Source organism: Pseudomonas sp. BLCC-B112, assembly GCF_028550695.1.
GTDB lineage: Bacteria > Pseudomonadota > Gammaproteobacteria > Pseudomonadales > Pseudomonadaceae > Aquipseudomonas > Aquipseudomonas danubii.
Window position 1 is genome coordinate 1 of the sequence record NZ_JAQQGK010000021.1, and the last position, 21,746, is coordinate 21,746.

21 protein-coding genes are annotated in these 21,746 nt (G+C 65.4%); 2 read left to right on the forward strand and 19 right to left on the reverse strand.

Annotation, left to right across the window (positions count from 1 at the left end; translation table 11 throughout):
- Nucleotides 1-139: 139 nt before the first annotated feature.
- The 8 genes from hpaI to PQT43_RS30800 form a co-directional block, all read right to left on the reverse strand.
- A complete protein-coding gene (gene hpaI, locus PQT43_RS30765) occupies nt 140-940 on the reverse strand; it encodes a 4-hydroxy-2-oxoheptanedioate aldolase (RefSeq protein WP_265073271.1) in 801 nt (266 codons plus the stop codon).
- 10 nt (nt 941-950) lie between these two features.
- On the reverse strand, nt 951-1,754 hold the full coding sequence (gene hpaH, locus PQT43_RS30770; RefSeq protein WP_102863279.1) for a 2-oxo-hept-4-ene-1,7-dioate hydratase: 804 nt from the start codon (nt 1,752-1,754) through the stop codon (nt 951-953).
- Nucleotides 1,755-1,756: 2 nt separating this feature from the next.
- Nucleotides 1,757-3,064 carry an MFS transporter gene (locus PQT43_RS30775; protein ID WP_265073270.1) on the reverse strand — a complete coding sequence of 436 codons (1,308 nt, stop codon included), beginning with the start codon at nt 3,062-3,064 and terminating at the stop codon, nt 1,757-1,759.
- A 162-nt stretch (nt 3,065-3,226) separates the two neighbouring features.
- A complete protein-coding gene (locus tag PQT43_RS30780; protein WP_102882626.1) occupies nt 3,227-3,616 on the reverse strand; it encodes a 5-carboxymethyl-2-hydroxymuconate Delta-isomerase in 390 nt (129 codons plus the stop codon).
- 135 nt (nt 3,617-3,751) lie between these two features.
- Nucleotides 3,752-4,603: a 3,4-dihydroxyphenylacetate 2,3-dioxygenase gene (gene hpaD, locus PQT43_RS30785; RefSeq protein WP_110596615.1), complete on the reverse strand. Its 852-nt coding sequence runs from the start codon at nt 4,601-4,603 to the stop codon at nt 3,752-3,754.
- A gap of 54 nt (nt 4,604-4,657) precedes the next feature.
- A complete protein-coding gene (hpaE, locus tag PQT43_RS30790; protein ID WP_110596616.1) occupies nt 4,658-6,118 on the reverse strand; it encodes a 5-carboxymethyl-2-hydroxymuconate semialdehyde dehydrogenase in 1,461 nt (486 codons plus the stop codon).
- Nucleotides 6,119-6,919, reverse strand: coding sequence for a fumarylacetoacetate hydrolase family protein (locus PQT43_RS30795; protein WP_272755545.1), 801 nt, complete (start codon nt 6,917-6,919; stop codon nt 6,119-6,121).
- Between the two features lie 9 nt (nt 6,920-6,928).
- Nucleotides 6,929-7,588 carry a fumarylacetoacetate hydrolase family protein gene (locus PQT43_RS30800; RefSeq protein ID WP_272755546.1) on the reverse strand — a complete coding sequence of 220 codons (660 nt, stop codon included), beginning with the start codon at nt 7,586-7,588 and terminating at the stop codon, nt 6,929-6,931.
- A gap of 207 nt (nt 7,589-7,795) precedes the next feature.
- Between PQT43_RS30800 and hpaA the strand changes: the two genes are divergently transcribed.
- Nucleotides 7,796-8,728: a 4-hydroxyphenylacetate catabolism regulatory protein HpaA gene (hpaA, locus tag PQT43_RS30805; protein ID WP_110596618.1), complete on the forward strand. Its 933-nt coding sequence runs from the start codon at nt 7,796-7,798 to the stop codon at nt 8,726-8,728.
- Between the two features lie 8 nt (nt 8,729-8,736).
- Here hpaA and PQT43_RS30810 read toward each other — a convergent pair whose 3' ends face one another.
- From PQT43_RS30810 to PQT43_RS30830, 5 genes are read right to left on the reverse strand one after another with little or no spacing between them, the layout of a single operon-like run.
- Nucleotides 8,737-10,398 (reverse strand): GMC family oxidoreductase, encoded by a 1,662-nt coding sequence (locus PQT43_RS30810; protein ID WP_267268352.1) that lies wholly within the window; start codon nt 10,396-10,398, stop codon nt 8,737-8,739.
- 35 nt (nt 10,399-10,433) lie between these two features.
- Nucleotides 10,434-11,735 (reverse strand): carbohydrate porin, encoded by a 1,302-nt coding sequence (locus tag PQT43_RS30815; protein ID WP_272755548.1) that lies wholly within the window; start codon nt 11,733-11,735, stop codon nt 10,434-10,436.
- 51 nt (nt 11,736-11,786) lie between these two features.
- The gene (locus PQT43_RS30820) at nt 11,787-12,851 is read right to left on the reverse strand and encodes a 2,3-butanediol dehydrogenase (RefSeq protein WP_253085800.1); all 1,065 of its coding nucleotides are present in this window, start codon (nt 12,849-12,851) and stop codon (nt 11,787-11,789) included.
- Nucleotides 12,848-14,113 (reverse strand): MFS transporter, encoded by a 1,266-nt coding sequence (locus PQT43_RS30825; RefSeq protein ID WP_272755549.1) that lies wholly within the window; start codon nt 14,111-14,113, stop codon nt 12,848-12,850. The genes PQT43_RS30820 and PQT43_RS30825 overlap by 4 nt, the downstream gene beginning before the upstream one ends.
- Nucleotides 14,114-14,146: 33 nt before the next feature.
- Complete coding sequence (locus tag PQT43_RS30830; RefSeq protein WP_110596623.1) at nt 14,147-14,680, reverse strand: 2,4'-dihydroxyacetophenone dioxygenase family protein; 534 nt, start codon at nt 14,678-14,680, stop codon at nt 14,147-14,149.
- Nucleotides 14,681-14,987: 307 nt separating this feature from the next.
- On the opposite strand from PQT43_RS30830, the gene PQT43_RS30835 reads away from it, so the two are divergent.
- Nucleotides 14,988-15,956, forward strand: a complete 969-nt coding sequence (locus tag PQT43_RS30835; RefSeq protein WP_123394264.1) for a helix-turn-helix domain-containing protein — start codon at nt 14,988-14,990, stop codon at nt 15,954-15,956.
- A 22-nt stretch (nt 15,957-15,978) separates the two neighbouring features.
- Here PQT43_RS30835 and PQT43_RS30840 read toward each other — a convergent pair whose 3' ends face one another.
- From PQT43_RS30840 to hpaC, 6 genes are all read right to left on the reverse strand, one after another.
- Nucleotides 15,979-16,239: a hypothetical protein gene (locus tag PQT43_RS30840; protein ID WP_102882638.1), complete on the reverse strand. Its 261-nt coding sequence runs from the start codon at nt 16,237-16,239 to the stop codon at nt 15,979-15,981.
- Between the two features lie 393 nt (nt 16,240-16,632).
- On the reverse strand, nt 16,633-17,754 hold the full coding sequence (locus tag PQT43_RS30845; RefSeq protein ID WP_181430885.1) for a class II histone deacetylase: 1,122 nt from the start codon (nt 17,752-17,754) through the stop codon (nt 16,633-16,635).
- Between the two features lie 62 nt (nt 17,755-17,816).
- Nucleotides 17,817-19,007: an MFS transporter gene (locus PQT43_RS30850; RefSeq protein ID WP_102882640.1), complete on the reverse strand. Its 1,191-nt coding sequence runs from the start codon at nt 19,005-19,007 to the stop codon at nt 17,817-17,819.
- 24 nt (nt 19,008-19,031) lie between these two features.
- Entirely contained in the window at nt 19,032-19,904 is an 873-nt protein-coding gene (locus PQT43_RS30855; protein WP_267268348.1) for a transporter, read from the reverse strand.
- Between the two features lie 136 nt (nt 19,905-20,040).
- On the reverse strand, nt 20,041-21,018 hold the full coding sequence (locus PQT43_RS30860; protein ID WP_213665295.1) for a helix-turn-helix transcriptional regulator: 978 nt from the start codon (nt 21,016-21,018) through the stop codon (nt 20,041-20,043).
- Nucleotides 21,019-21,220: 202 nt separating this feature from the next.
- Nucleotides 21,221-21,733: a 4-hydroxyphenylacetate 3-monooxygenase, reductase component gene (hpaC, locus tag PQT43_RS30865; protein ID WP_102882643.1), complete on the reverse strand. Its 513-nt coding sequence runs from the start codon at nt 21,731-21,733 to the stop codon at nt 21,221-21,223.
- Between the last annotated feature and the right edge of the window lie 13 nt (nt 21,734-21,746).

Below are 21,746 nucleotides of genomic sequence, written 5' to 3' on the forward strand. Positions count from 1 at the left end.
GCCATCGTGGTTAACGGGGCGTTCAGATCAAGATCAAGATCAAGAGCCAGACGGCGGCCTTGCGGCCGGCCTGAAGCAGGGGGGCGGGGTGTTCCCAGTGAGCTGGCTGGCCAGCGAAGAGGCTGCCAGCCAGCGTTCGTCAGTAGACCCCGCCTTCGCTCGTGGGGGCGTCCAGGGTCTTGTACTGGCCGACCAGGCTCTGCAGGCCTTTCATCAGCACTGTGGTGTCCACCCCCACGGCCACGAAGTTGGCCCCCAGTTCGATGCAACGCCGCGCTAGGCGCTGATCAGCACTGAGAATCCCCGCGGCCTTGCCTGCCTGACGAATTCGCACGATGGCGTCTTCAATCGCGGCCACCACCTCGGGGTGCCCGGGGTTGCCCCGCTGGCCCATGGCCGCCGACAGATCCGCCGGGCCGATAAACACGCCGTCGACTCCGTCCACCGCGAGAATCTCATCCAGGTTGCGCAGGCCTTCGAGGTTCTCGATCTGCACCAGCAGGCACATCTGCTCGTCAGCCTGATCCAGGTAGCCGGCGATGCTGTTCCAGCGTGATGCCCGGGCCAGGGCGCTGCCGACCCCGCGCACCCCCAGCGGCGGATAGTGCATGGCGCGCACCAGCTGACGTGCCTGTTCGGCGCTTTCCACCATGGGAATCAGCAGGGTCTGGGCGCCGATGTCCAGCAATTGCTTGATCAGCGCGGTATCGCCAATGGGCGGGCGGATGATGCCCTGGGCTGCATAGGGCGCGATGGCCTGCAGCTGCGCGAGCAGGCTGCGCAGATCGTTGGGCGCGTGTTCGCCGTCCAGCAACAGCCAGTCGAAACCGGCGTTGGCCGCCAGCTCGGCGCAGTAGCCGTCGGCCAACCCCAGCCACAGGCCGATCTGTGGTTCGCTGTGTTGCAGGCGTTGTTTGAACAGGTTTATCGGCATGTCCATGGCGGTCTCCTCAGACAAAGCGGCAGGCGATGCTGCCCAACTGATCGTAGTCCACGTGGAAGACATCCCCGGGACGGGCGGCCACCGGGCGCGTGAAGGAGCCGCCGAGAATGATCTGCCCGGCTTCCAGGCCGACGTCGTAGGCCGCGAGCTTGTTGGCCAGCCAGGCCACGCCCTTGGCCGGGTGGTTGAGTACCGCGGCAGAGACCCCGGACTCCTCGATCACGCCATTGCGGTAGAGCACCGCCGGCACCTTGCGCAAGTCCACATCCCCGGGACGCACGGCGCGGCCGCCCATCACCACTCCGGCGTTGGCGGCGTTATCGGAGATGGTGTCGAACACCTTGCGGGTGGCCTGGGTCTGCGGGTCCACTTGCTGGATGCGCGCGTCGATGATCTCCAGGGCCGGGATTACCCAATCGGTGGCGTCCAGCACATCGAATAAGGTGCAGTGGGGGCCTTTCAAGGGTTTGCCGAGGATGAACGCCAGCTCCACCTCGACCCGGGGCACGATAAAGCGCTGAAAGGGAATGTCCGTGCCTTCATCGAACAGCATGTCGTCCAGCAAGGCGCCGAAATCCGGCTCGGTGATGTTGGACGATACCTGCATCGCCCGGGACGTCAGGCCGATCTTGTGGCCCACCAGCTTGCGGCCGTCGCGGATCTTCTGCTCCACCCAGCTGCGCTGGATGGCGTAGGCATCCTCGATGCTGATGTCGGGGTATTGCAGGGACAACTGGCCGATCTGTTCGCGGCTGCGTTCGGCAGCGTTGAGGCGCGCGGCGGCTTCTTGGATATCCGAAGGGCTGAGCATGGTTATTTCTCCCGAGGGTTGACGATATGGGCAGGCACCCGCAGCACCAGCCAGGCGCCCAGGGCGATCAGCAGGGCCAGGGCATAGAGGGCGAGGCTGGCGCTTTGGGTGGCGTCGCGCACCACGCCAATCAGGTAGGGCGCAAGAAAGGCGGCCACACTGCCGAAGGAACTGATCAGGGCAATGCCCGCGGCCTGGGTGCTGCTGGCCAGAAACGCCGGCGGCAACTGCCAGAACATCGGCAGCGCCGCGCTGGCGCCCATGCCCGCCACCAGCAGGCCGAACATCACCAGCCACGGGTCGCCCGGGGCCAGCCCAGTGAGGGTCAGGCCGAGGCTGGACATCAATAGCGGTATTGCCAAATGCCAGCGGCGTTCGCGCAGGCGGTCCGAGGAACGGCCAACGCCGAGCATGAACAGGCAACCGGCCAGATAGGGCAGGGCGCTGAGCAGGCCGACGTTGCTGTCCCGGGCGATGCCGGCGTGGTGGATCAGGGTCGGCATCCAGAAGGCGATGGTGTTCACCGCCAGCATCACCGCGAAGTAGATGCACACCAGCAGCCAGACATGGCGCTCCGTGAGGATGTCGCTGAAGCGGTTGATGGACTTGCGCTGTTCTTCCTGTTGCAGGGCCTGCAACAGCTGGGCTTTCTGCGCCGGGGTCAGCCAGTCCACCTGCTCGATGCTTTCCGGCAGGGCCTTGAGCACCACTAGACCCAGCAGCACCACGGGCAAGCCTTCGATGAGGAACATCCACTGCCAGCCGCGCAGGCCGCCGACGTCGTGGAAGCTTTCCAGAATCCACCCCGACAGGGGCCCGCCAATCACCCCGGCCATGGGCACGGCAATGGCGAACAGCGCGGTCACCTGACCGCGGCGGCTGGCCGGGAACCAGCGGTTGAGCAGCACCAGGATGCCAGGGAAGAACCCCGCCTCGGCGACCCCCAGCAGAAAGCGCAGCACATAGAAGCCCCAGGCGCTGTCGACCAGCATCAGGGCACTGGACAGCAGGCCCCAGACCAGCATCAGCAAGGCGATCCAGCGCCGTGGTCCGACCCGCTCCAGGGCCAGGTTGCTGGGCACCCCGAACAGCGCGTAGGCCACGAAGAACAGCCCGGCGCCGAGGCCGTAGACGCTGTCGCTGAAGCCCAGGTCCTGGGTCATCTGCAACTTGGCGAAGCCGATATTGATGCGGTCCAGGTGGGCGAAAATGTAGCAGACGAACAACAGCGGCATCAGCCGCCAGGTGATCTTGCGATAGCAGTCGTTGACCTCGGCCACAGGAGCCTCGGCGATTGCGGGATGGGACATGGGGAGATCTCGTTATTGTTCTTGTGTGGGTCGGCTTGCCAGCGAAGTCTGCCTAGGGGCTGGCGCCTGGCTTGCGGGCCTGTTCGCTGGCAAGCCAGCTCCTACGGGTGGCATGGGCGTTGTGTAGGAGCCGGCTTGCCGGCGAAAGGGCCGGCACAATGCTCAGGCCTGTCCGCGCAGGAACTCATGCACGTTGTTGTGCTTGAAGTTCAGCTCGGCATCCAGCTCGCTCATCTCGAACGACAGGGCCAGCAAGCGCTGGGCCTGCAGCGTGGCAAAGTGCGCCTTGATGATGTCGAACAGGCCCTCGGCCACTTGGCGCCGGGTGGCCAGGTCCCGTCCGGCGCCCACCTGCAGGCGCATGTGGACAAAGGCGTAGTCGTGCTTGCCGTCGGCCATGCGCCAGGTGTCCAGGCGCACGCCGCGACTGCGAATGCCCCCAAGGGGGAACACGCCCGTGGCGCCCAGGTAGTCATGAACCTTGCTGAACAGCCCCGGCAGATCGGCGGCCTGTTCGATGTTGTCGGTGTACTCAGCGATGAAATGCGGCACGGGAAGCCTCCTTGGGAGGCAGCGGCAAGCGCCAAGCTGCAAGCCACAAGAGCGGACTCCTGTGACTTGAGGCTGGTGGCTTGGCACTGCTTTCGATTGTGTCTTGCAGCGAGTGGCTGGAACCTGCCGCTGCTTCTAGAAGATGGCGTTGATCTGGCCGGTGCCGGAGCTGCCGAACAGCGGCGTGATGATCTCAGCCGGGCGCTGGTGTTCCGGCCCGCCCAGCAGCCCCAGGAGCATTGCCGTGTCGTGCATGCCGCCCTCGCCGTGGCAGCTGGCGGCGTAGTCCGGGAGCATGGCGCAGAACTCGCGAAAGCGACCTTGCTGCCACAGTTCCACCACCCGCTGGTCCACCTGCTTGTCGAATTCCCGGGTCCAGTTGTGGATGTTGGCTTCGGCTTCGCGGTCGTTGGAGAAACGGTGGGACAGCGAGCCGGACGCCAGCACCAGGACCTTGCGCTCGCTCTTTTCAATCGCCCGGCGCACGGCAGCGCCGAAGGTGAAGCTGTCCTCCAGTTTGTGCCAGGCGCACCAGGCGGCGATGGACACCACCTTGAAATGCTCGGCGGCGGGCACGTCCATGTGCATGTAGCGCATGGGCACCAGGGTGCCGTACTCCAGCTCCAGGCTGGGGATGTTGTGGGCCAGGGTGCGCACGTCGGCGGCGTTGGCCTCGGCGGCGATCAGTTCCCCCAGCTCCGGGCAGCCCTGGTAGTCGTAGGTCATGTTCTTGATGAAGTGCGGCAGCTCGTTGCTGGTGTAGGTGCCGTTGAAGGCTTCACCACAGTTGATGTGGTAACCGCTGTTGACCAGCCAGTGCACATCGAACACCACCGCGGTGTCGGCCCCCAGCGCCCGGGCGCGACGAGCAATTTCCTTGTGCCCGGCAATGGCCGCCTCACGGCAGCCGTGGTGCTTGCCCGGCAGTTCGGACAGGTACATCGATGGAACGTGGCAGACCTTGGCGGCCATGACGACTTCGCCCATGGTGCTTCTCCTGAAACATCTTCTTGTTGGCGTGATCCGGGACGGTTGTAAACCTTACACGCCCCAGCGCGGGATGTGATGGCTGCCCATGGAGAGGCAGACGTTCTTGATCTCGGCAAACACTTCGAAGCTGTATTCGCCGCCTTCGCGGCCGGTGCCCGAGCCCTTGACGCCACCAAACGGCTGGCGCAGGTCGCGGACGTTCTGGCTGTTGATGAACACCATGCCGGCCTCGATGCCCCGGGCCAGGCGATGGGCCTTGCCGATGTCCTGGGTCCAGATGTAGGAAGCCAGGCCGTACTCGGTGTCGTTGGCCAGTTGCAGGGCCTGGGCCTCGTCCTTGAACGGGATCAGGCACACCACCGGGCCGAAGATCTCTTCCTGGGCGATGCGCATCCGGTTGTCCACGTCGGCGAACACCGTGGGCTGGATGAACTGCCCGCGAGCCAGGTGTGCCGGCAGGTTGGCCGGGCGTTCCAGGCCGCCGGCCAGCAAGGTCGCGCCTTCTTCCAGGCCGATGCGGATGTAGCCGGTGACCTTGTCGTAGTGGGCCTGGGTGATCATCGAGCCGACCTGGGTCTTGGGGTCCTGCGGGTCACCGACGATCAGGCGCTTGGCTCGGGCGGCGAATTCCTTGACGAACTGCGGGTAGACGCTTTCCTGGATGAAGATCCGGCTACCGGCGGTGCAGCGCTCGCCGTTCAGGGAAAAGATGGTGAACAGCGCGGCGTCCAGGGCCCGCTCCAGATCGGCGTCCTCGAAGATCAGCACCGGCGACTTGCCCCCCAGTTCCATGGAGTACTTCTTCAGGCCGGCGGTCTGCATGATCTTCTTGCCGGTGGCGGTGCCGCCGGTGAAGGAGATTGCCCGCACGTCCGGGTGGCGCACCAGGGCGTCGCCGGCAGTGGCGCCGTAGCCCTGGACGATGTTCAGCACCCCGGCGGGAATCCCGGCTTCCAGCGCCAGCCGGCCCAGCTCGTTGGCGGTCAGCGGCGACAGTTCGCTCATCTTCAGCACCGCGGTATTGCCCAGGGCCAGGCAGGGCGCGGTCTTCCAGGTGGCGGTCATGAACGGCACGTTCCATGGCGACACCAGGGCGCACACGCCCACCGGCTGGTACAGGGTGTAGTTGAGCATCTGGTCGTCCACCGGATAGCTGTGGCCATCCATGCGGGTGCAGACCTCGGCGAAGAAATCAAAGTTGTGCGAGGCCCGGGGAATCAGCACGTTGCGGGTCTGGTGGATCGGCAACCCGGTGTCCAGGGTTTCCAGCTCCGCCAAGTGCGGCACGTTCTCCTCGATCAGCGCGCCCAGGCGGCGCATCAACCGGGCACGTTCCTTGGCCGGGGTATTGGCCCATTTCGGGAAAGCATCCTTGGCCGCGGCCACGGCCAGGGCAATTTCCTCGGCGCCACCGCTGGCCACCTCGCCAATGGCTTCACCGGTGGCGGGGTTGTAGTTGGTGAAGACTTCACGGCTTTCGACTTCGCGGCCGTTGATCCAGTGCTTGATCATTTATGCGTGCTCCTTGGCCACGGCGGTGGGCTCTGGGTGGGCGTGATGGGCGAAGAATTCGCTTTCGCTGACGATGCGGTTGACCAGCCGGCCGACACCTTCGATTTCCACCACCACCTCATCGCCGGGCACTACATCGCTGAGGCCTTCGGGGGTGCCGGTGGCGATCATGTCCCCCGGTTGCAGGGTCATGAAGCTGGACAGGTATTCGATCAGGTAGGGGATGTCGAAGATCATGTCGGCGGTGCTGCCTTGCTGGCGCAGTTCGCCGTTGACCCAGGTGCGCAGGGTCAGCTTGTTGGGCTCCGGCACTTCGGCGGCGTCGATGATCCACGGGCCGACCGGGGTGGTGGCGTCGCGGTTCTTCACCCGCAGGTTGGGCCGGTAGTAGTTCTCCAGGTAATCGCGGATCGCGTAGTCGTTGCACAGGGTGTAGCCGGCCAGGTAGTCCAGGGCGTCCTCGCGCTTGACGTTGCGCGCGGTCTTGCCGATCACCGCCACCAGCTCGCACTCGTAGTGCATGTAGGCGACGTTGTCCGGGCGCCAGGTCACCTGGTTGTGGCCGGTGTAGGTGCCAGGGGACTTGATGAACACCAAGGGCTCGGTGGGCGGCTTGAAGGCCAGTTCGGCGGCGTGGTCGGCGTAGTTCAGGCCCAGGGCGAACATGGTCCCGCTGGCCGGGGGCAGCCACTGCACCTGATCCTCGGCCAGGGTCCGGCCGTCTTCCAGTTGCAGGGTATTGGGGCCGGTGACCCGAGCGTCGTGGACCTGGCCCTGATAGCGGATGCGCGCGTGTTTCATGTCGGTTCCTTATTCGGCAACGATGCTGTTGGCCAGACGGCCCAGGCCGCTGATCTGTACTTCGACCCGGTCGCCGGGGCGCACATCGACCCGGCCCTCGGGAGTGCCGGTGATCAGCACGTCTCCGGCATGCAGGGTCATGAATTCGCTGATCTCGGCAATCAGCTGGGGGATGTTGCGCACCAGGTTGGCGGTGCTGTTGTGCTGCACCCGCTCGCCGTTGACGAACAGCTCCAGGCTCAGGTCGTGGGGATTGCTGATCTGGGCGGCCGGCACCAGCTGCGGGCCGATGGCGCAGAAGCCGTCCCGGCACTTGGCCTTCACCGCAGGACGGTAGTAGCTGTCTTCCGGCAGGCTGAACTCGTTGACGATGGTGTAGCCGGCCACATGTTCCAGGGCGTGTTCCAGGCTCACCCGGCTGGCGCGCTTGCCGATCACCACCCCCAGGGCCGGGCCCGGTTGCAGGCGTTCGACGTCCTTGGGAAACACCACCGGTGCTTCATGGCTGTTGCGGGTGTTGGGGGTCTTGATGAACAGCACCGGTTTTACCGGAGGCTTCTGGTAGGGCGGCTGGGTGAAGCTTTGCAGATGGCTGTGCAGCAACCCCTGGTAGTTCAGCGCAACGCCGAACAGGGTGCCGCCGGCGTGATCGTTCAGTGCACGGCTCATCGAGCGTCTCCTGGTTCCTGGTGTGGGGGCCCGCAGTGCGCTTGCCGCTAGCGGGGTGAATTCGTTAATGTATTAACGTTATATTTAATATGTTAATGATCGTCAAGCGCCAGCCTGAACGATTGCGTCTTGCCCTGGCGGGCAAGCCGCGAATCGCGCAGGATGCCAACGCTCTGCGTGCTGAAAAATAAAAAACAGAAGGGTGCCATGAACCCACGTCAACCCATTCCCAACATCAACATCGGCCAGGTCTACGATCAGCGCTACGCCGATGCCCAGGTGCATTACGACAAGCTGAGCAACCTCGCCGGCTTCTTCGGGCGCAACATGCCGGTGCATCGCCATGACCGCTTCTTCCAGGTGCACTACGTGCAAAGCGGCGCGGTGCGGGTCTACCTCGACGACCAGCAATACCTGGAGTCGGGACCGATGTTCTTCCTCACTCCGCCGACCATTCCCCATGCCTTCGTCACCGAAGCCGACAGCGAGGGCCACGTGCTCACCGTGCGCCAGCAACTGGTGTGGGAGTTGATCGGTGCCGATCCGACGCTGGCCCCCGCGCCCCAGGTGCCGCCGGTGTGTGTGGCGCTGGCGCGCCTGGGGCCGGAGTTTGCCGGCGAAGTGCGCCGCCTGGAAGGCCTGTTCCATGAGTTGCAGCAGGAGATCGCCGGGCAGGGCGCGGGTCGCGAGGCGGCGCTGGAGGCCCTGACCCGGTTGCTGATGATCAGCCTGCTGCGGCTCTCGGCCAATTCCCTGAAGGCGCGCCCGGCCCGGCATGAAGACCTGCAGATATTCCACCGCTTCAATGAACTGATCGAGGCCCGCTACCTGGAGCACTGGCCCCTGGCGCGCTACGCCAGCGCCTTGGGGGTCACCGAAGCGCGGCTCAACGACGTCTGCCGACGCATCGCCGACCTGCCGTCCAAGCGCCTGGTGTACGAACGCCTGATGCAGGAATCCAAGCGCTTGCTGCTGTTCACTGCCAGTTCGGTGAATGAAATCTGCTACCAGCTGGGCTTCAAGGACCCGGCCTATTTCAGCCGGTTTTTCCAGCGCTACGCCAAGACCGCGCCGGGGGAGTACCGGGCGCGCCAGGGGCAGACCAACCCGCCAGCGGCCGAGACGCCGAAGCGCCCCTGAGCCCCGGCTCAAGTGCATGTTGCGCCTTGAGGCATGCTGCGCGGTTGCGCGGGTGCCGTACCCAGCAATAGGTCCGCGGCCTTTTCCCCGATCATGATCGCTGCCGCGTTGGTGTTGCCGGTGATCAGGCTCGGCATGATCGAGGCATCCGCCACCCGCAGCCCCTGGAGGCCGTGGACCCGCAGTTGATCGTCCACCACCGCCAGTTCGTCATGGCCCATCTTGCAGCTGCCCACCGGGTGGAACACCGTGCCCAGGTGCTGACGAATCCATTGCTCGATCTGCTCCTGGCTCTGTACCTGCGGGCCGGGCACCAGCTCGCCCTTGAGGCACTGGGCAAAGGCTCGGGTCGCCGCCAGCTGGCGCACCAGGCGCAAGCCGGCCACCAGCTTGCGCAGGTCCTCCGGGTGGCTGAGGAAGTTGGCCTCGATCAGTGGTTTGTCGTGCGGGTCAGCGGAGTTCAGGCGCACCCGGCCGCGGCTTTGCGGGTGCATTACCGCCACGTGCAGGCTGATGCCATGGCCCACGGGAATCAGGCGCTGGGGCTGGTTCTTCAGGGCCGGGGCGACGATCAGCCCCAGCTCCGGCACCGGGTCCTCGGGCGTAAGGCGCAGAAATGCTCCGGACTCGACGGTGTTGGAGGTCAGCGGTCCCTGGCGCCGGGTCAGGTACTGCCAGGGCGAACGGGCCAGGGGCAGCAGGCCCTTGGGCGAAAGACCGTAGCCCAGTTCGGGGTCGCTGCGGTACATCAGCACGATGTCCTGGTGGTCCTGCAGGTTCAGGCCGACCCCCGGCAACGGGTGACGCGGCAGGATGCCGTGGGCTTTCAGTTCCTCCCCCGGGCCGATGCCGGAGAGCAGCAGCAACTGCGGCGAGTTGATTGCCCCGGCGCAGAGGATCACCTCCCGACGCGCCTGCAACTGGCGGACCTGGCCGTTGTGGCTGATCTCCACGCCGCTGGCGCGAGTGCCTTGCAGCAGCACCCGGTGGGTCAGGGTGGAACTGAGTACGGTGAGGTTTTGCCGCTGCAGGATCGGATGCAGGAAAGCCCGGGCGGCGCTGCAACGTTCGCCGTTGATCTGGGTGACATGGAAGGGGCCGAAGCCTTCCTGTTCCGGGCCGTTGAAGTCCGGGTTGTAGCTCCAGCCCAGCTCCGTGGCCGCCTCATAGAACACCTGATTGACCGGGCTCGGGCTGCGCTGCTCGGCCACGTTGAGCTCGCCGTGCTGGCCATGCCAGGGCGAGTCGCCGGGTTCGAAATGCTCCGAACGCTTGAAATAGGGCAGCAGCTCGTCGTGGCTCCAGCCCTGGTTGCCGGCGGCGGCCCAGCGGTCGAAGTCCTGCCGGTGACCACGGATGTAGATCATGCCGTTGATGGCGCTGGAGCCGCCCCAGACCCGGCCGCGGGGGCAGGGGATGGGCTGGTCGCCGCTGGCGGCTTGGGCGCCGAATTGATGCATCCAGTTCCAGCGCGGGTTGGCGATCAGGCGGATGATCCCTGCCGGGGTGCGCACATAGGCGGCGGGCAGCAGGGTGCGGTCGCTGGGCCCGGCCTCGATCAGGCACACCTGGACCTTGGGGTCGGCGGACAGACGGTTGGCCAGCACGCAACCGGCGGAGCCGGCGCCCACCACGATGTAGTCGAAGGTTTGCGTGGTGTGTTCAGTCATGGGGATACCTCTTTGGGCAGTCATAAAAATCCATCTCACAGCCCCAGCAGCGAGCCGACGTCGAGGGTCACTTGCAGGCCGACGACAAAGCCGTTGCCGCTCAGCTCGCGGGCCTCGGGGTTGTAGAAATTGTCCGGGTTGATCAGGTACTGGACGCTGGGTTCCAGGGCCAGTTGCCGGGTCAGGGCGATATGGGCGTTGGCTTCCAGGGCGTAGACATTGCGCTCGGCCAGGCGCGGGTCGCCGCCGTTGGCCAGGCGTGCCTGCTGCTGGAAACGCATCTGGTGGTCGTTGAGGCGCAGGTAGCTGGCCTTGACGTTGAGCTTGTCCTGGGGCCGGTCGAAGGGCGCCAGATAGGTCAGCCCGGCCTCGGCGAAGTGGCTGAAGGGCTGCTTGTCATCGGCCGCCGCCGACAGCGAGCCGAACAACAGCAGGGCCTGGGGCGCGCTGCCCGATCCGGCGTCGGCGCGCCACAGCGACTGCTGGAACTTGAAGAAGGCGCCGCCGCTGCCCCATGCCGTGGCCCCGGTCAGCGGGTCCTCCTGCTTGGAGGTGTTGTAGTAGCCGTTGAGCTCGTAGTGGGAGCTGTAGGCGTCGCGGTTCTGGCTGCCGATGCCCAGCAGCAGGCTGGTGCCGCTGGCATCGTCGGTGCTGAAGTCCAGACCCTTGCGCTCCTTCAGGTAGTCCACCGGGTTGGATTCGAAGGCGCCGCCGTGTACGTACCACTGGGGCGTCAGCTGGTACTTCAGGTAGCCGCCCCAACTGCCGTAGGGCGGCGGCAGGATGCCGGTGGAAGAGTCGATGATCGGGTCATTGCAGGTGATGGTGCTTTCGCAGTTGTAGATGTAGAAATAGCGCCGGGCGTTGGTCCGCCCCAGGCTCAGGTCGACCCGGCCATCGAGCCAGGTCTGCTGGTAGGTCAGCAGGCTCAGCTGGTTGCTGGTGAGGTCGTTGTGGATCGGCGCGCCGCCAAAGTAGCTGCCGGCGGCGCCTTGCCAGTTGCGTGAGGTGGGTACGCCGGTCTGGTGGTCGAGGATGAACAGGGTCTGTTCGAAGTGCAGCGCCGCGCCGTCCAGGCCGGCGAAGGTCCCCAGGTTGATGTCGGCGCCCACGAACAGATCGCCGCTGTTGCCGAAGCTGTGGGGGCGGGGGCCGGTGTCGAGGTTCTTCATGGACAGGCTGAGAAACTGCACGTGGGGCGTAATGCCCTGGTCGGCCAGGTAGTCGCCCAGGCCGGACAACGGCCCGCTACGAGGCGCAGCCGGGGCATCGGCAAGGCAATCAAGGGGCAGCAGCAGGGCTGCCAGCAGCGGGCACAGCGCATAGGAAGCATTCATGTCGGGTACTCGTTTCTTGTTGTTTTTGTCTTGAGTGTTGAAAGCGAGGGGTCAGGCCTCGGCCAGGGCCGGCGTCGGGTTGACCAGCACCTTGATCTGGCTTTTGTCCTGCAACAGCGCCTCGAAGCCCTGTTCCACCGCCTGCTCCAGGGCCAGGCAGCGGGTCACCACCTGCGACAGGTCCAGGCGTCCGCTGGCCAGCAGCTCGATCAGTTCGGGATACACATGGCGGTAGCCGACGCTGCTGAGCAGGCGCAGTTCGTTGTTCACCAGGTGGAAGGCGTCGACCTGCACTTCGCCCATCAGGCCCACCAGCACGGCTTCACCGCCCTTGCGCAGGCAGTGCAGGGCATGGCTCAGGGTCTGCTGGGTGCCGGCGGCCTCAAAGGCTGTGTCGAGGCCGCCGTCGCTCAGTTGCCGCAGTCGTTCCTGTAGTTGCCGATCGCGGCCGTCCAGGGCGGCGCTGGCGCCGAGTTCCAGGGCCAGCTGCCGGCGCTGCGGGTCCAGGTCCACGGCGTAGATGCGTTCCACGCCCCGCAGCCGGGCCAGCAGGACCAGCAGCAGGCCGATGGGGCCCAGCCCGAACACCACGCAACTGTCGCCGGCCAGCAGGCTGCTCTGGTTCAGGGCGTGGTAGGCCACCGCCGCCGGCTCCAGCACGGCGGCCTGCTTGAAGCTGACGCGCTCTGGCAGCCGGTGCAGCATGTAGGCGGGGACCAGCGCCTGCTCGGCAAAACCGCCGTCGCCCATCAGGCCGATAAAGCCCATGGATTCACAGAGGTTGTACTGGCCCATGCGGCAGTACTGGCATTCGCCGCAGCGATACTCCGGCTCCACGGCCACCCGTTGCCCCAGCAGGCTCGGATCGACGTCGGGGCCCAAGGCCACCACCTGGCCGCAGAACTCATGGCCCAGGGTCAGTGGTGCCCGGCAGCCGGACAGCGGGTGGGCCGCGTGCTGGGGAATCGAGTGCGGCCCATCGGCGTACTCATGCAGGTCACTGCCACAGATACCGCAGTAGGCCACCTGCAGCAGGACTTCCCCGGGGCCGGGCTGGCGCGGTTGCACCTGGCTCAGGCGCAGGTCTCGGGCGGCATGCCAACGCAGTGCGTTCATGGCTGGTTTCCTTGCAGGACAGAGGAGGCGTGCTGGCGCTGTTGACGGGCCAGCACCGCTGGGGCGGTTTCCTTGAGAAACAGCGCCAGTACCGCTGCCAGCAAGGCGCCGCCACAGGACATCCACATGACGATGGACAGGCCGAAGCGGTCGGCGGCGAACCCGGCGATGGTCGGGGCGACGAAGCCGCCCACCAGTTCACCGATGCCCATGATCAGGCCCAAGGCCGTGGCCATGACTTCACGGGGCACGGTCTCTGCCGGAATGGTGGCCATGAACAGGGTGAAGCAGCCCAGGCCGGTGTAGGTCAGCAGCATCAGTACGCCGAGCATCCAGGGCGAAGATGCGTAGAGCAGTGCCATGGGGCAGCAGGCGGCGATCAGTGAGAACAGCACCAGGGTCGGGCGTCGACCGATGCGATCGGAGATCGCCGGCACGCCGAAGCCCCAGAGCACCCAGGCGCCGCCCAGGCAGCTCATCACCGTGCCCATGCTGGCCGGGCTGTAGTCGCGGACCTTGATCAGAAAGGTCGGGGTGAAGGAAATCAGAATGATGAACCAGGTCAGGAACACGCAACTGATCAGGGTGCAGAGCACGATGTTGCGGCTTTTCAGCAAGGCCAGCCGATGTCCGCCGCCGTTGCTCGGTGCGGCGTTCGTCCGGGGCTCGCTCCGTGGCGGGTCCGGGTGTACATAGCGCCAGATCAGCAGGGCGATCAGCAGGCCGGGAACCAGCGAGATGATGAAGGCATGGCGCCAGCCATAGGCTTCGGCCAGGGCGATCAGCACCGGTGGTCCGATCACCGCCCCCAGCAGCCCGGCCGCCGAGCCTTGCAGCAGGCCCATGTTCAGGCCCCGGCGCTGGGGCGACGAAGCCTCCACCATCAAGGATTGCGAGAGCGGCAGGATCGGCCCTTCGGCCAGCCCCATGATGGCGCGAAACAGCAGCAGGCTGAGGAAACCGGTGACCAGCCCGGAGAGGGCCGAGCACAGGGAAAACAGGATCACCGCGACAATCAGCAGCGGCTTGCGCACGCCACGGCGGTCCGACCAGGCGCCCACCAGGGCGCCGGACACCGCCCAGGCCAGGGCCAGCACCGACGACAGCATGCCCAGGTGGCTGTTGCTCAATTGCAGTTCGTCGGCCATGAAAGGGAACAGGAAGGACAGCGCCAGACGATCGAAAAAGACGAAGCCGAAGGTCAGGAACAGCACCCCCAGCAAGGTGTTCTCGTAACCGGCCTTGTTGTTTTTATAAGCCATGGTGGTTCTCCGAGGAGGCGTGAGCTACGTCGATCAGCGAAATAGGGTGTCGATATGGGCCGCGCCCAGGCCGATCTTTTCGTAGTGTTCGCGGCACAGGGCGATGTAGGAGTGCACGTCGAAGTAGCCGTCGGGCTCGCCCTGTTCGTCGAGCCAGATCAGCGGGCCCTTGACGATGAAGAACACCCGCATCGGCTGCTCGTGCTCGTAGGCCACCAGGGTGTGGCCTTCGCCCGGGGTTTCGTAGACGAAGTCGCCAGCGGTGGCTGTCCACTCATGCTCCAGGTAGCCCCACTTGCCGGACAGGGTGTAGGCGAAGACTTCGTGGGGGTGGTAGTGGCGGTTGACCAGCCCGGCGCTGCGGGCCATGAGAATGTCGCACCAGCGGTTCTCGCTGGGGGAAATCCACAGCGGTCGCGAAGACACGGTTTCGGTGAAGGGTACGTACAGGCTCAGGTCGTCGCTGGCGGCATTCGGCAGGTAGACCTCGGGCTTGGCGTCGGGTTTGAAACAGTGGGCGATGGGCTGCAGGTCTTTCCAGAACTCACGGGTGGCGGCTTCAGGCATGGTCGACCTCGATTGTTGTTATAGGGGGCGTCATGGGGATGACTGAGGCGACTTTAGGCCCACGGCTGGACGCCGGTTTGATTGAATCGGACCGATTTGTTGTCTGTTTCGGACGGGGATTTTTCCTACCGAAAATAGCGAGGTGACGAGGCGGTTCCGGCGAACGGCTCTCACTGCGTTTCAAGTTGACAGGCTATATAGTTCAGATGTTAATGAATGGCCGCAGCCCGCAGATCATGCGGCCCCAGGTGCCCGGACACGGCCTTGCCGTCCGGGGAATATCCAGCCGCCCATGAGAAGAACAACAATGTCTCCATGCGCCTTGCTCGAAACCCGGCACGCCAGCACCCAGGCGGTCGACCCGGATCACCGCCTGAGCTTCTGGGAGGACTACAACGCCAGCACCCTGGTGGGGCTCAAGTGCAACTCCTACGCCGACGACGGTTTCACCGCCCGCCAGGACAACCTGCAGTTGGGTGCCATGCGCCTGGCGCGCATCGTGGGCAATGAACACGTGGTGGAACGCGACACGTCGATGATCCGCGGTGTACCCAAGGATTCGATCTTCGTGTCCCTGGTCACCGGCAGCGGTTCGTTTTTCTATCAGGACGGCGCCTGCCAGGTACTGGAACCGGGGGAGCTGGTGGTCTACCGCACCGACAAGCCTTACCTGTTCGGCTTCTGCGGGGCGATGCGCCAGTTCATTTTCGACATTCCCCAGGAGCAGTTTGCCGAGCGCTGCCTGAAGCGTTTCGACCGGACGCTGAAGATCAGCGTGCACAGCGGAGTCCAGCGCTTGCTGTTGCGCACCCTTGGCGAGCGCACCCGGACGTTTTTCCAGCAGCCGCTGTGTGGCGAGGCCGAGGCCTACCAGGAGCAGGCCTTCGAACTGCTGGCCAGCATCATCGCCGGGCAGATTGGAGAACGGCCCATCAATGCCCTGAGTGCTTCCTACCTGCTGGCGGCCAAACAGTGCATCCATGAACAGTTGGGGGACCCGTCCCTGAGCTGCGAACGGGTCGCGGCCCAGACCGGCATTTCCACCCGGCACCTGGCCCGGCTGTTCGCCATGGAGAACACCGTGCCCAGCCGCTTCATCCTGGAAAAACGCCTGCAGCAGGCCCGCCAGCTGCTTTGCAGCAGCCAGGGGGCAAGTCTGGACATCAGTGAAATCGCCTACCGTCATGGCTTTGTCAGCCAGGCGCATTTTGCCCGGGCGTTCAAGGCCCGTTATCAGCAGACACCCAGTGAGGCCCGGGCCCTGGAGCTGTTATAGCCAGGGCATTGCCCGCGGTGCTTCAGTCCGCCGGTTCCGTCGGCGGCGTGCTCCCGGCGGCCCCGTGCCCGGGTGGCGCAGCCTGTTCGGAACCGCGACGCAGTGCGGCCAGGCCGCAGCTGTGCAACAGATCGTCCAGCGGTTCCCTGGCGGTATCGGCTACGGTGGTTTCCCTTGGGCCAGGGGGAGGTTCGTGAAGTTGTGCCGCTTGCTGCAACAGGCGGGCGCGTGCCCTCTGCCAGAAGTAGATCTCGTCGAGGTATTGCTTGGTCTTGCGGTCCATGGACATCTCCTTTGTCTCAGCGGATAGGCAAGCCCCCGATCAGTGGGAAATCCCGGCAACCGGGGATAGCGGGCAAGCAGACGGACAGGCCCCGGCGCACGACACACCCGATCCCGAAGGCAAAGGCGCGTTGCTACGGCACGCGAGAGTTCTTCCTGGGGTGAACGGCGAAAAAAAACGGACCCGTGGGTCAGGTTATTGAGGAGAGAATAGAAAATCTTTGGCCATCGTCAGGGCGAATGTGTCGCAGGGCTGCGCGAGGCAGCAGGCAGAGGAGCGGGGCCGCGGCTCTTGGCGTGGCGCAATAACGCGTGTGAGAGGTGATATGACAGGCAGTGGCTGATGTCCGGCGTCAGGCCGCTGAACATCAGCCCTGGGAGGGCGCCGGGCGGGTCAGCGAGCGGCGGTCGCTATGGCCACGGCCTGACGGTCCAGCAACTGGCGCTGAAAGGCCGCGAAGTCCTGCTTGGGCTGCTGCTGGCGCACGAACTCCAGCATCGGGTCCTGGACCGCGGTACGGATGCCCGACAGTGCCTCCAGGGTCGCCAGCCCGCAAAAAGGCACATAGGCCTCGGAGTAGCCGCCTTCGTGCACCAGCACCAGGCGTCCCCGGCACAGGCGTTCGGCCGCGTCGCGCAGGCATTGGGTCATCTCGCGGAAGGAGTCGCTGTGCAGCAGCATTCGCGCCAATGGGTCCACGGCGTTGGCGTCATAGCCGCAGGCGACGATGATCAGCTCGGGTTCGAAGCGTTCCAGGGCCGGCACCACGATGCGCTGCATGGCGTACAGGTAGGCATCATGGCCACCACCGGGCAGCAGCGGGACGTTGATGTTGCAGCCCAGGCCAGCGCCGCGGCCATGGTCTTGCTCACCGCCGTAACCCGGTGGAAAGCAGCCGTCCTGGTGCAGGGACAGGGTCAACACGTCGGCCCGCTCTTCGTAGATCGACTGGGTGCCGTTGCCGTGGTGCACGTCCCAGTCGATGACCGCTACCTTGCCCAGGCCATGGCGGACCTTGGCGGCCTCGATGGCAATGGCGATGTTGGCCAGGAAGCAGAAGCCCATGGCCTGGTCGCGGGTGCAGTGGTGTCCCGGTGGACGGGACAGCGAGTAGGCGTTGTCGGCTTCACCGCTGAGCACGGCGTCCACGGCGGCCAGGGCCAGCCCGGCGGACAGCTTGGCGATTTCATAGCTGCCGGGTCCCACAGGCGCCTCGTCGCCCAGTTGACCACCGCCGGCATCGCTCAAGGCCTTGAAACGTTGCAGGTAGGCGGCACTGTGGACCCGTAGCAGATCATCCTCGGTGGCCGCAGGGGCACTGCGCAGATGCAACTGTCGGGTCAGGCCGGAGACATCCATCAGGCTTTTCAGCCGGCGCTTGGTTTCCGGTGATTCAGCATGCCCCGCGGCAGACGGCGGCTGGACCCAGCCGCCTACCGGGAGCGTCAGGACGTGGGGGCTGCCGCTGTGCCACAGGCAGCGTTCATCGAAGAAAAAAGCCGTTCTACAGGTCATGGTGATATCCATTTTTCAAGGAAAGTGTTGTTCAAGGACGCGCTGGCGCTGCCCGCTGGCAGTCATCGCCCCTGGGGCTGGGAAGGGGCCTGGAGGGCGGGCCGGCAACTGAGTACCAGCGCCAGGGACAGCAAAGTGATGACGGCACCCCCCAGCAACAGGCCCTGGAAGCCGCCGCTGCTTTCGATCAGGCGCCCGGCGAGGGTCGGGCCTATGGCCAGGCCGGCGCTGATCACCAGATTGGAGGCGTTCATCAACCGCCCGCTGCGATCCATCTCGGCCATGCGCGCCAGGATCAGCGGCAGGATGAAGGTCCAGGTGAACTTGAACACCAGCGCCGCCAGCGCGAAGCGCGCCAGCTGCGGCTGGCCCAGAAGCGCCAGCACCGAGCCCGCCATCAGGCCGTAGCCCAGCAGGAGCAGGGCGCTGCGGGGCAGGCGGTCGCCGAACAGGGTGGCGCACAACGCGCCGACGATGCCCATCAAGGTGGCGATGGCCAGGATGTCGCCGTTGGTCTGCGCCGAGAGGCCAGACTGGCTGCCGATGGCGCCGATGAAGGTCCAGACCCCGCTGAGGCTGATGTAGAAGGTGAGGATGCCGAGTATTCCCAGGCTCGCCTTGAGCCAGGAGATCGCTGGGGCTTGCGCGGCGTCGGCGGCCGGGCGCGCAGCGCCTGCTGGAAAACAGCGGGCCAGGGGCAGGCACAGGGTCATCAGCAGCGCCAGGATCAGGTAGCAGGCGCCCAGGCCGAAGCGTTGGAAGAGCATGGGCAACAGGCTCAGGCCGACCGCGCCCAGCACCAGCTGGCCCATCACCCAGAAGCCGTAGGCCCGGCTGGGACTGGGGCTGGCGGCGGCGCTGGCCAGGCAGATGATCATCAGCGAGCCGCCCGCCAGAGCGCTGCCAAAGCGCGCCATCAGCAACAATGAATAGTCGTGGGCCAGCATCGACAGCAGGTTGGCAACGATGAACAGAACGGCGCTGCACAGTGCGGCGCGCCGCCAGTCGATGTGTTTCAGCCACCAGATGGCCGGCAACGTGGCCAGGCTCATGGCCCCCAGCTCGGCGGAGAACAGGTCGCCGATCTGTGTGGGGCTCAAGTGCCACTGGCTGGCCAGTTGGGCGGCAATGGCCGGGGCCATCAGCAGTACGGCGGGAGTGATGGCGGCGAACAGCACTATGGCGGCCAGCAGCCCCAGGGGTTGGCGAGTAGCTGGCGCGGTGGCGCTCAAAACGGCGTTCTGGGTGTTCATGGACAGGCTCCAAAGGCAAGGGGTTCAGAACACGTGGACCAGGCGCAGCAAGGCGTCGGTGCCGGCAAAACCGTTATCGGTGGCGACGTTCTGCGACAGGCTGAACATCAGCTGGTTGCGCTGGTCCAGCCAGTGCCCGACCTCGAATCCGGCCTGGGTGTAGCGCTTGTGGGTGTCGTTGATCCGTCGGTCGTTGATCCGCAGTTCGCCGCCATCGGCGTGGATCAGGCGCAGGGCGCCGTAGGTCGCAGGGGTGAAGTCGTAGGAGGCGAAGGCTTGCAGGCGATAGAGCGGGTCCTGCTTCAGGTCGCTGCCGAAATAGTCGTCGTTGGTGCCGTACAACTGGGCTTCGAGGTTGGCCTCCAGCACCCATTTTTCCCCCAGGCCCTGGGTGTAGTTGTAGACAAAGGTCGCGCCCCAGCGATTGGCCCCCGGGGAGACGTCCGGGTTGCGGCTGTGGTACTCGCCCAGCGGCAGCGTGACCAGGGTCAACAGGCCGCTGTAGGTGCGGGTTTGCGGCTGGTTGATGAAAAACAGCGTGCCTCCCACCTGAGGATCACCGAAACCGCTCTCCCCGGTATGGCGTTCGGCGCCGGGCAAGCGAGCGTTGATGTCGGCGAAGGGCACGATGAACTGTGGGGTGCACAGGGTGCCGCACAGGTCGCTGAAGAACACCTGGCGGTAGGCCATGGCATTGACTCGCAGCTCGGCCTTGCCGGTGCTGTCGGCCGGGCCGTGAAAGTCGCCGGCACGGGTGGCCGGGAGGTACAGCACCCCCAGGCTGGTGCCCACGGGGGCGGCGAAGAAGTCCCGGGCGTTGAGGTCCGCGGCGTTGAGCGACAGGCTGGCCAGGGCGCCAGTCAGGGCCAGGGTGGTGCGGGTAATGAGCCTTGTCATGGGCGGTGCGTCTCTTGTTGGAGTTGTTGTTCGGCGAAGGGCTCGCCGGCACACGGCAGTGGGGCAAAAAAAGGGCAAAGGCTGCCCGTGGCCGTCAAATACGACGGCGCAAATCAGCGCAGTTCAGGGGTTGGGGTCAGTCGGGCGGGGCGTGGAGCAACTGGGCGATGCGCGCCTTGTCCTTGACCCCGAGCTTGCTGTAGATGGCGCGGATGTGATGGCGCACGGTGTTGGGCGACATGCCCAGGTCCCGAGCCACTTCCTTGTAGGTCTTGCCATCACCGAAGCACTGGGCGACGGCATTTTCCCGGGGGCTGAGCTTGGGCAGCAGGCTGCGGCTGCGGGCCGCGAGCAGGTACAGGTCGCCCACGGCCGAGCAGTCGATCTGCAGACGCTTGCCCTCGAAACCGTTGCCATCGAGTTTCATGGGCAGTTGCGGACCGTTCCACTGCGGCCATTCATGCAGCAGCAGATCGACAAAACCGCGCTCGGCGCACTGCAGCACGCCGCGCTGGTCGCACACGGCCAGGGCCAGATTGCGCGGGCGGGTGAGTTTTTCGCGCATGGCCACCAGGGTGCGGATCTGATTGGCCGACACCGCTGCCACCAGGTGCAGCATCAGGTTGTTCAGCACATGGCAGTCGTCCCGGGTAAAGGCCGGGGCGCCAGGGGCACGGTATAAGGCCAGGTGGTTGCTCAGTTGGGTATGGGGATCGATGTGCACCACGCATAGCAGCTCGCCGATGTTGTACTGGCGCCCCAGCCAGTTGAGCCCGGGGCCGTTGTGCGGATCGGTCATGTCGACGATCACCGCCCGTCCCGGCACTTCGTGCACCCGGTTCACGGTGACGTCGATGTGGCGGATCGATTGCCAGTCCGCCAGGTAGCTCGGTGGCAGGCGGTACAGGTAGCAACTGTGTTCATCCGGCAAACCGTCGACCAATGCGGCGCGGCCCCACCAGGCACTGTCGAAGGGCAAGAGTTTGCAGATGCGCGCCAGGGCATGCTGGTGAAGGTTTTCGATGTCCTTGTTCTGCGCCAGTTGTTGCAGTTCCAGGGTCAGCTCGCTGAAGGCCTGCAACAGGCTGGCCGGAGCGTGATCGAGTCGGTTCATGGGTCTGTACCTCTGTGCGACGTTGTTATTGTTTTCGTCACGGAAGGGGTTGAGGACCATTACGCCTGGGGGACGTGGGCAGGGCCTGGTGCGAGTATCGATGGCTTGGCAACACCGCGCCATCCTACAGATGCAGGAGGTGGCCCATGGCCCGGATGCGGCGAGGCAGCCGGGCGTTGGCAGGGGAGGAGCTAGGGGAGGATCAGGCGGCGGGGCAAGGGTGCTGCAAACGGTGAAAGCAGCGGCTGAAATACACCAGCGAGTCGCCTTGCTCGCGCACGCTGATTTCATCCAGCTCCACCAGCATCACCGAGTGGGTGCCGATTTCCTGGACCTCGGTGATGCGTCCCTGGAGGCTGGCCAGGGCGCCGTCCAGCACCGGCAGGGCCTGCAGGCCGTCGCGCCAGGGGTGCAGGCCGAAGCGCTGGTCCATGGCCACCCCGGTCATGCCGGCAAAATGCCGGGCCACGTCCTCGTGTTCGCCGCTGAGGACGTTGATGCACAAATGGCCGTTGCCCTTGAACACCGGGTTCAGGGCACTGTTGCGGTTGACGCAGACCATCAGGGTCGGCGGGCTGTCGGTGACCGAGCAGACCGCGGTGGCGGTGATGCCGCAACGCCCGGCGGGGCCGTTGCTGGTGATGACGTTGACCGCAGCGGTCATGTGCGCCATGGCGTTGCGGAAGGCGAGTTGCTTGGGATCGAGTACAGACATGACGAATTCCTCG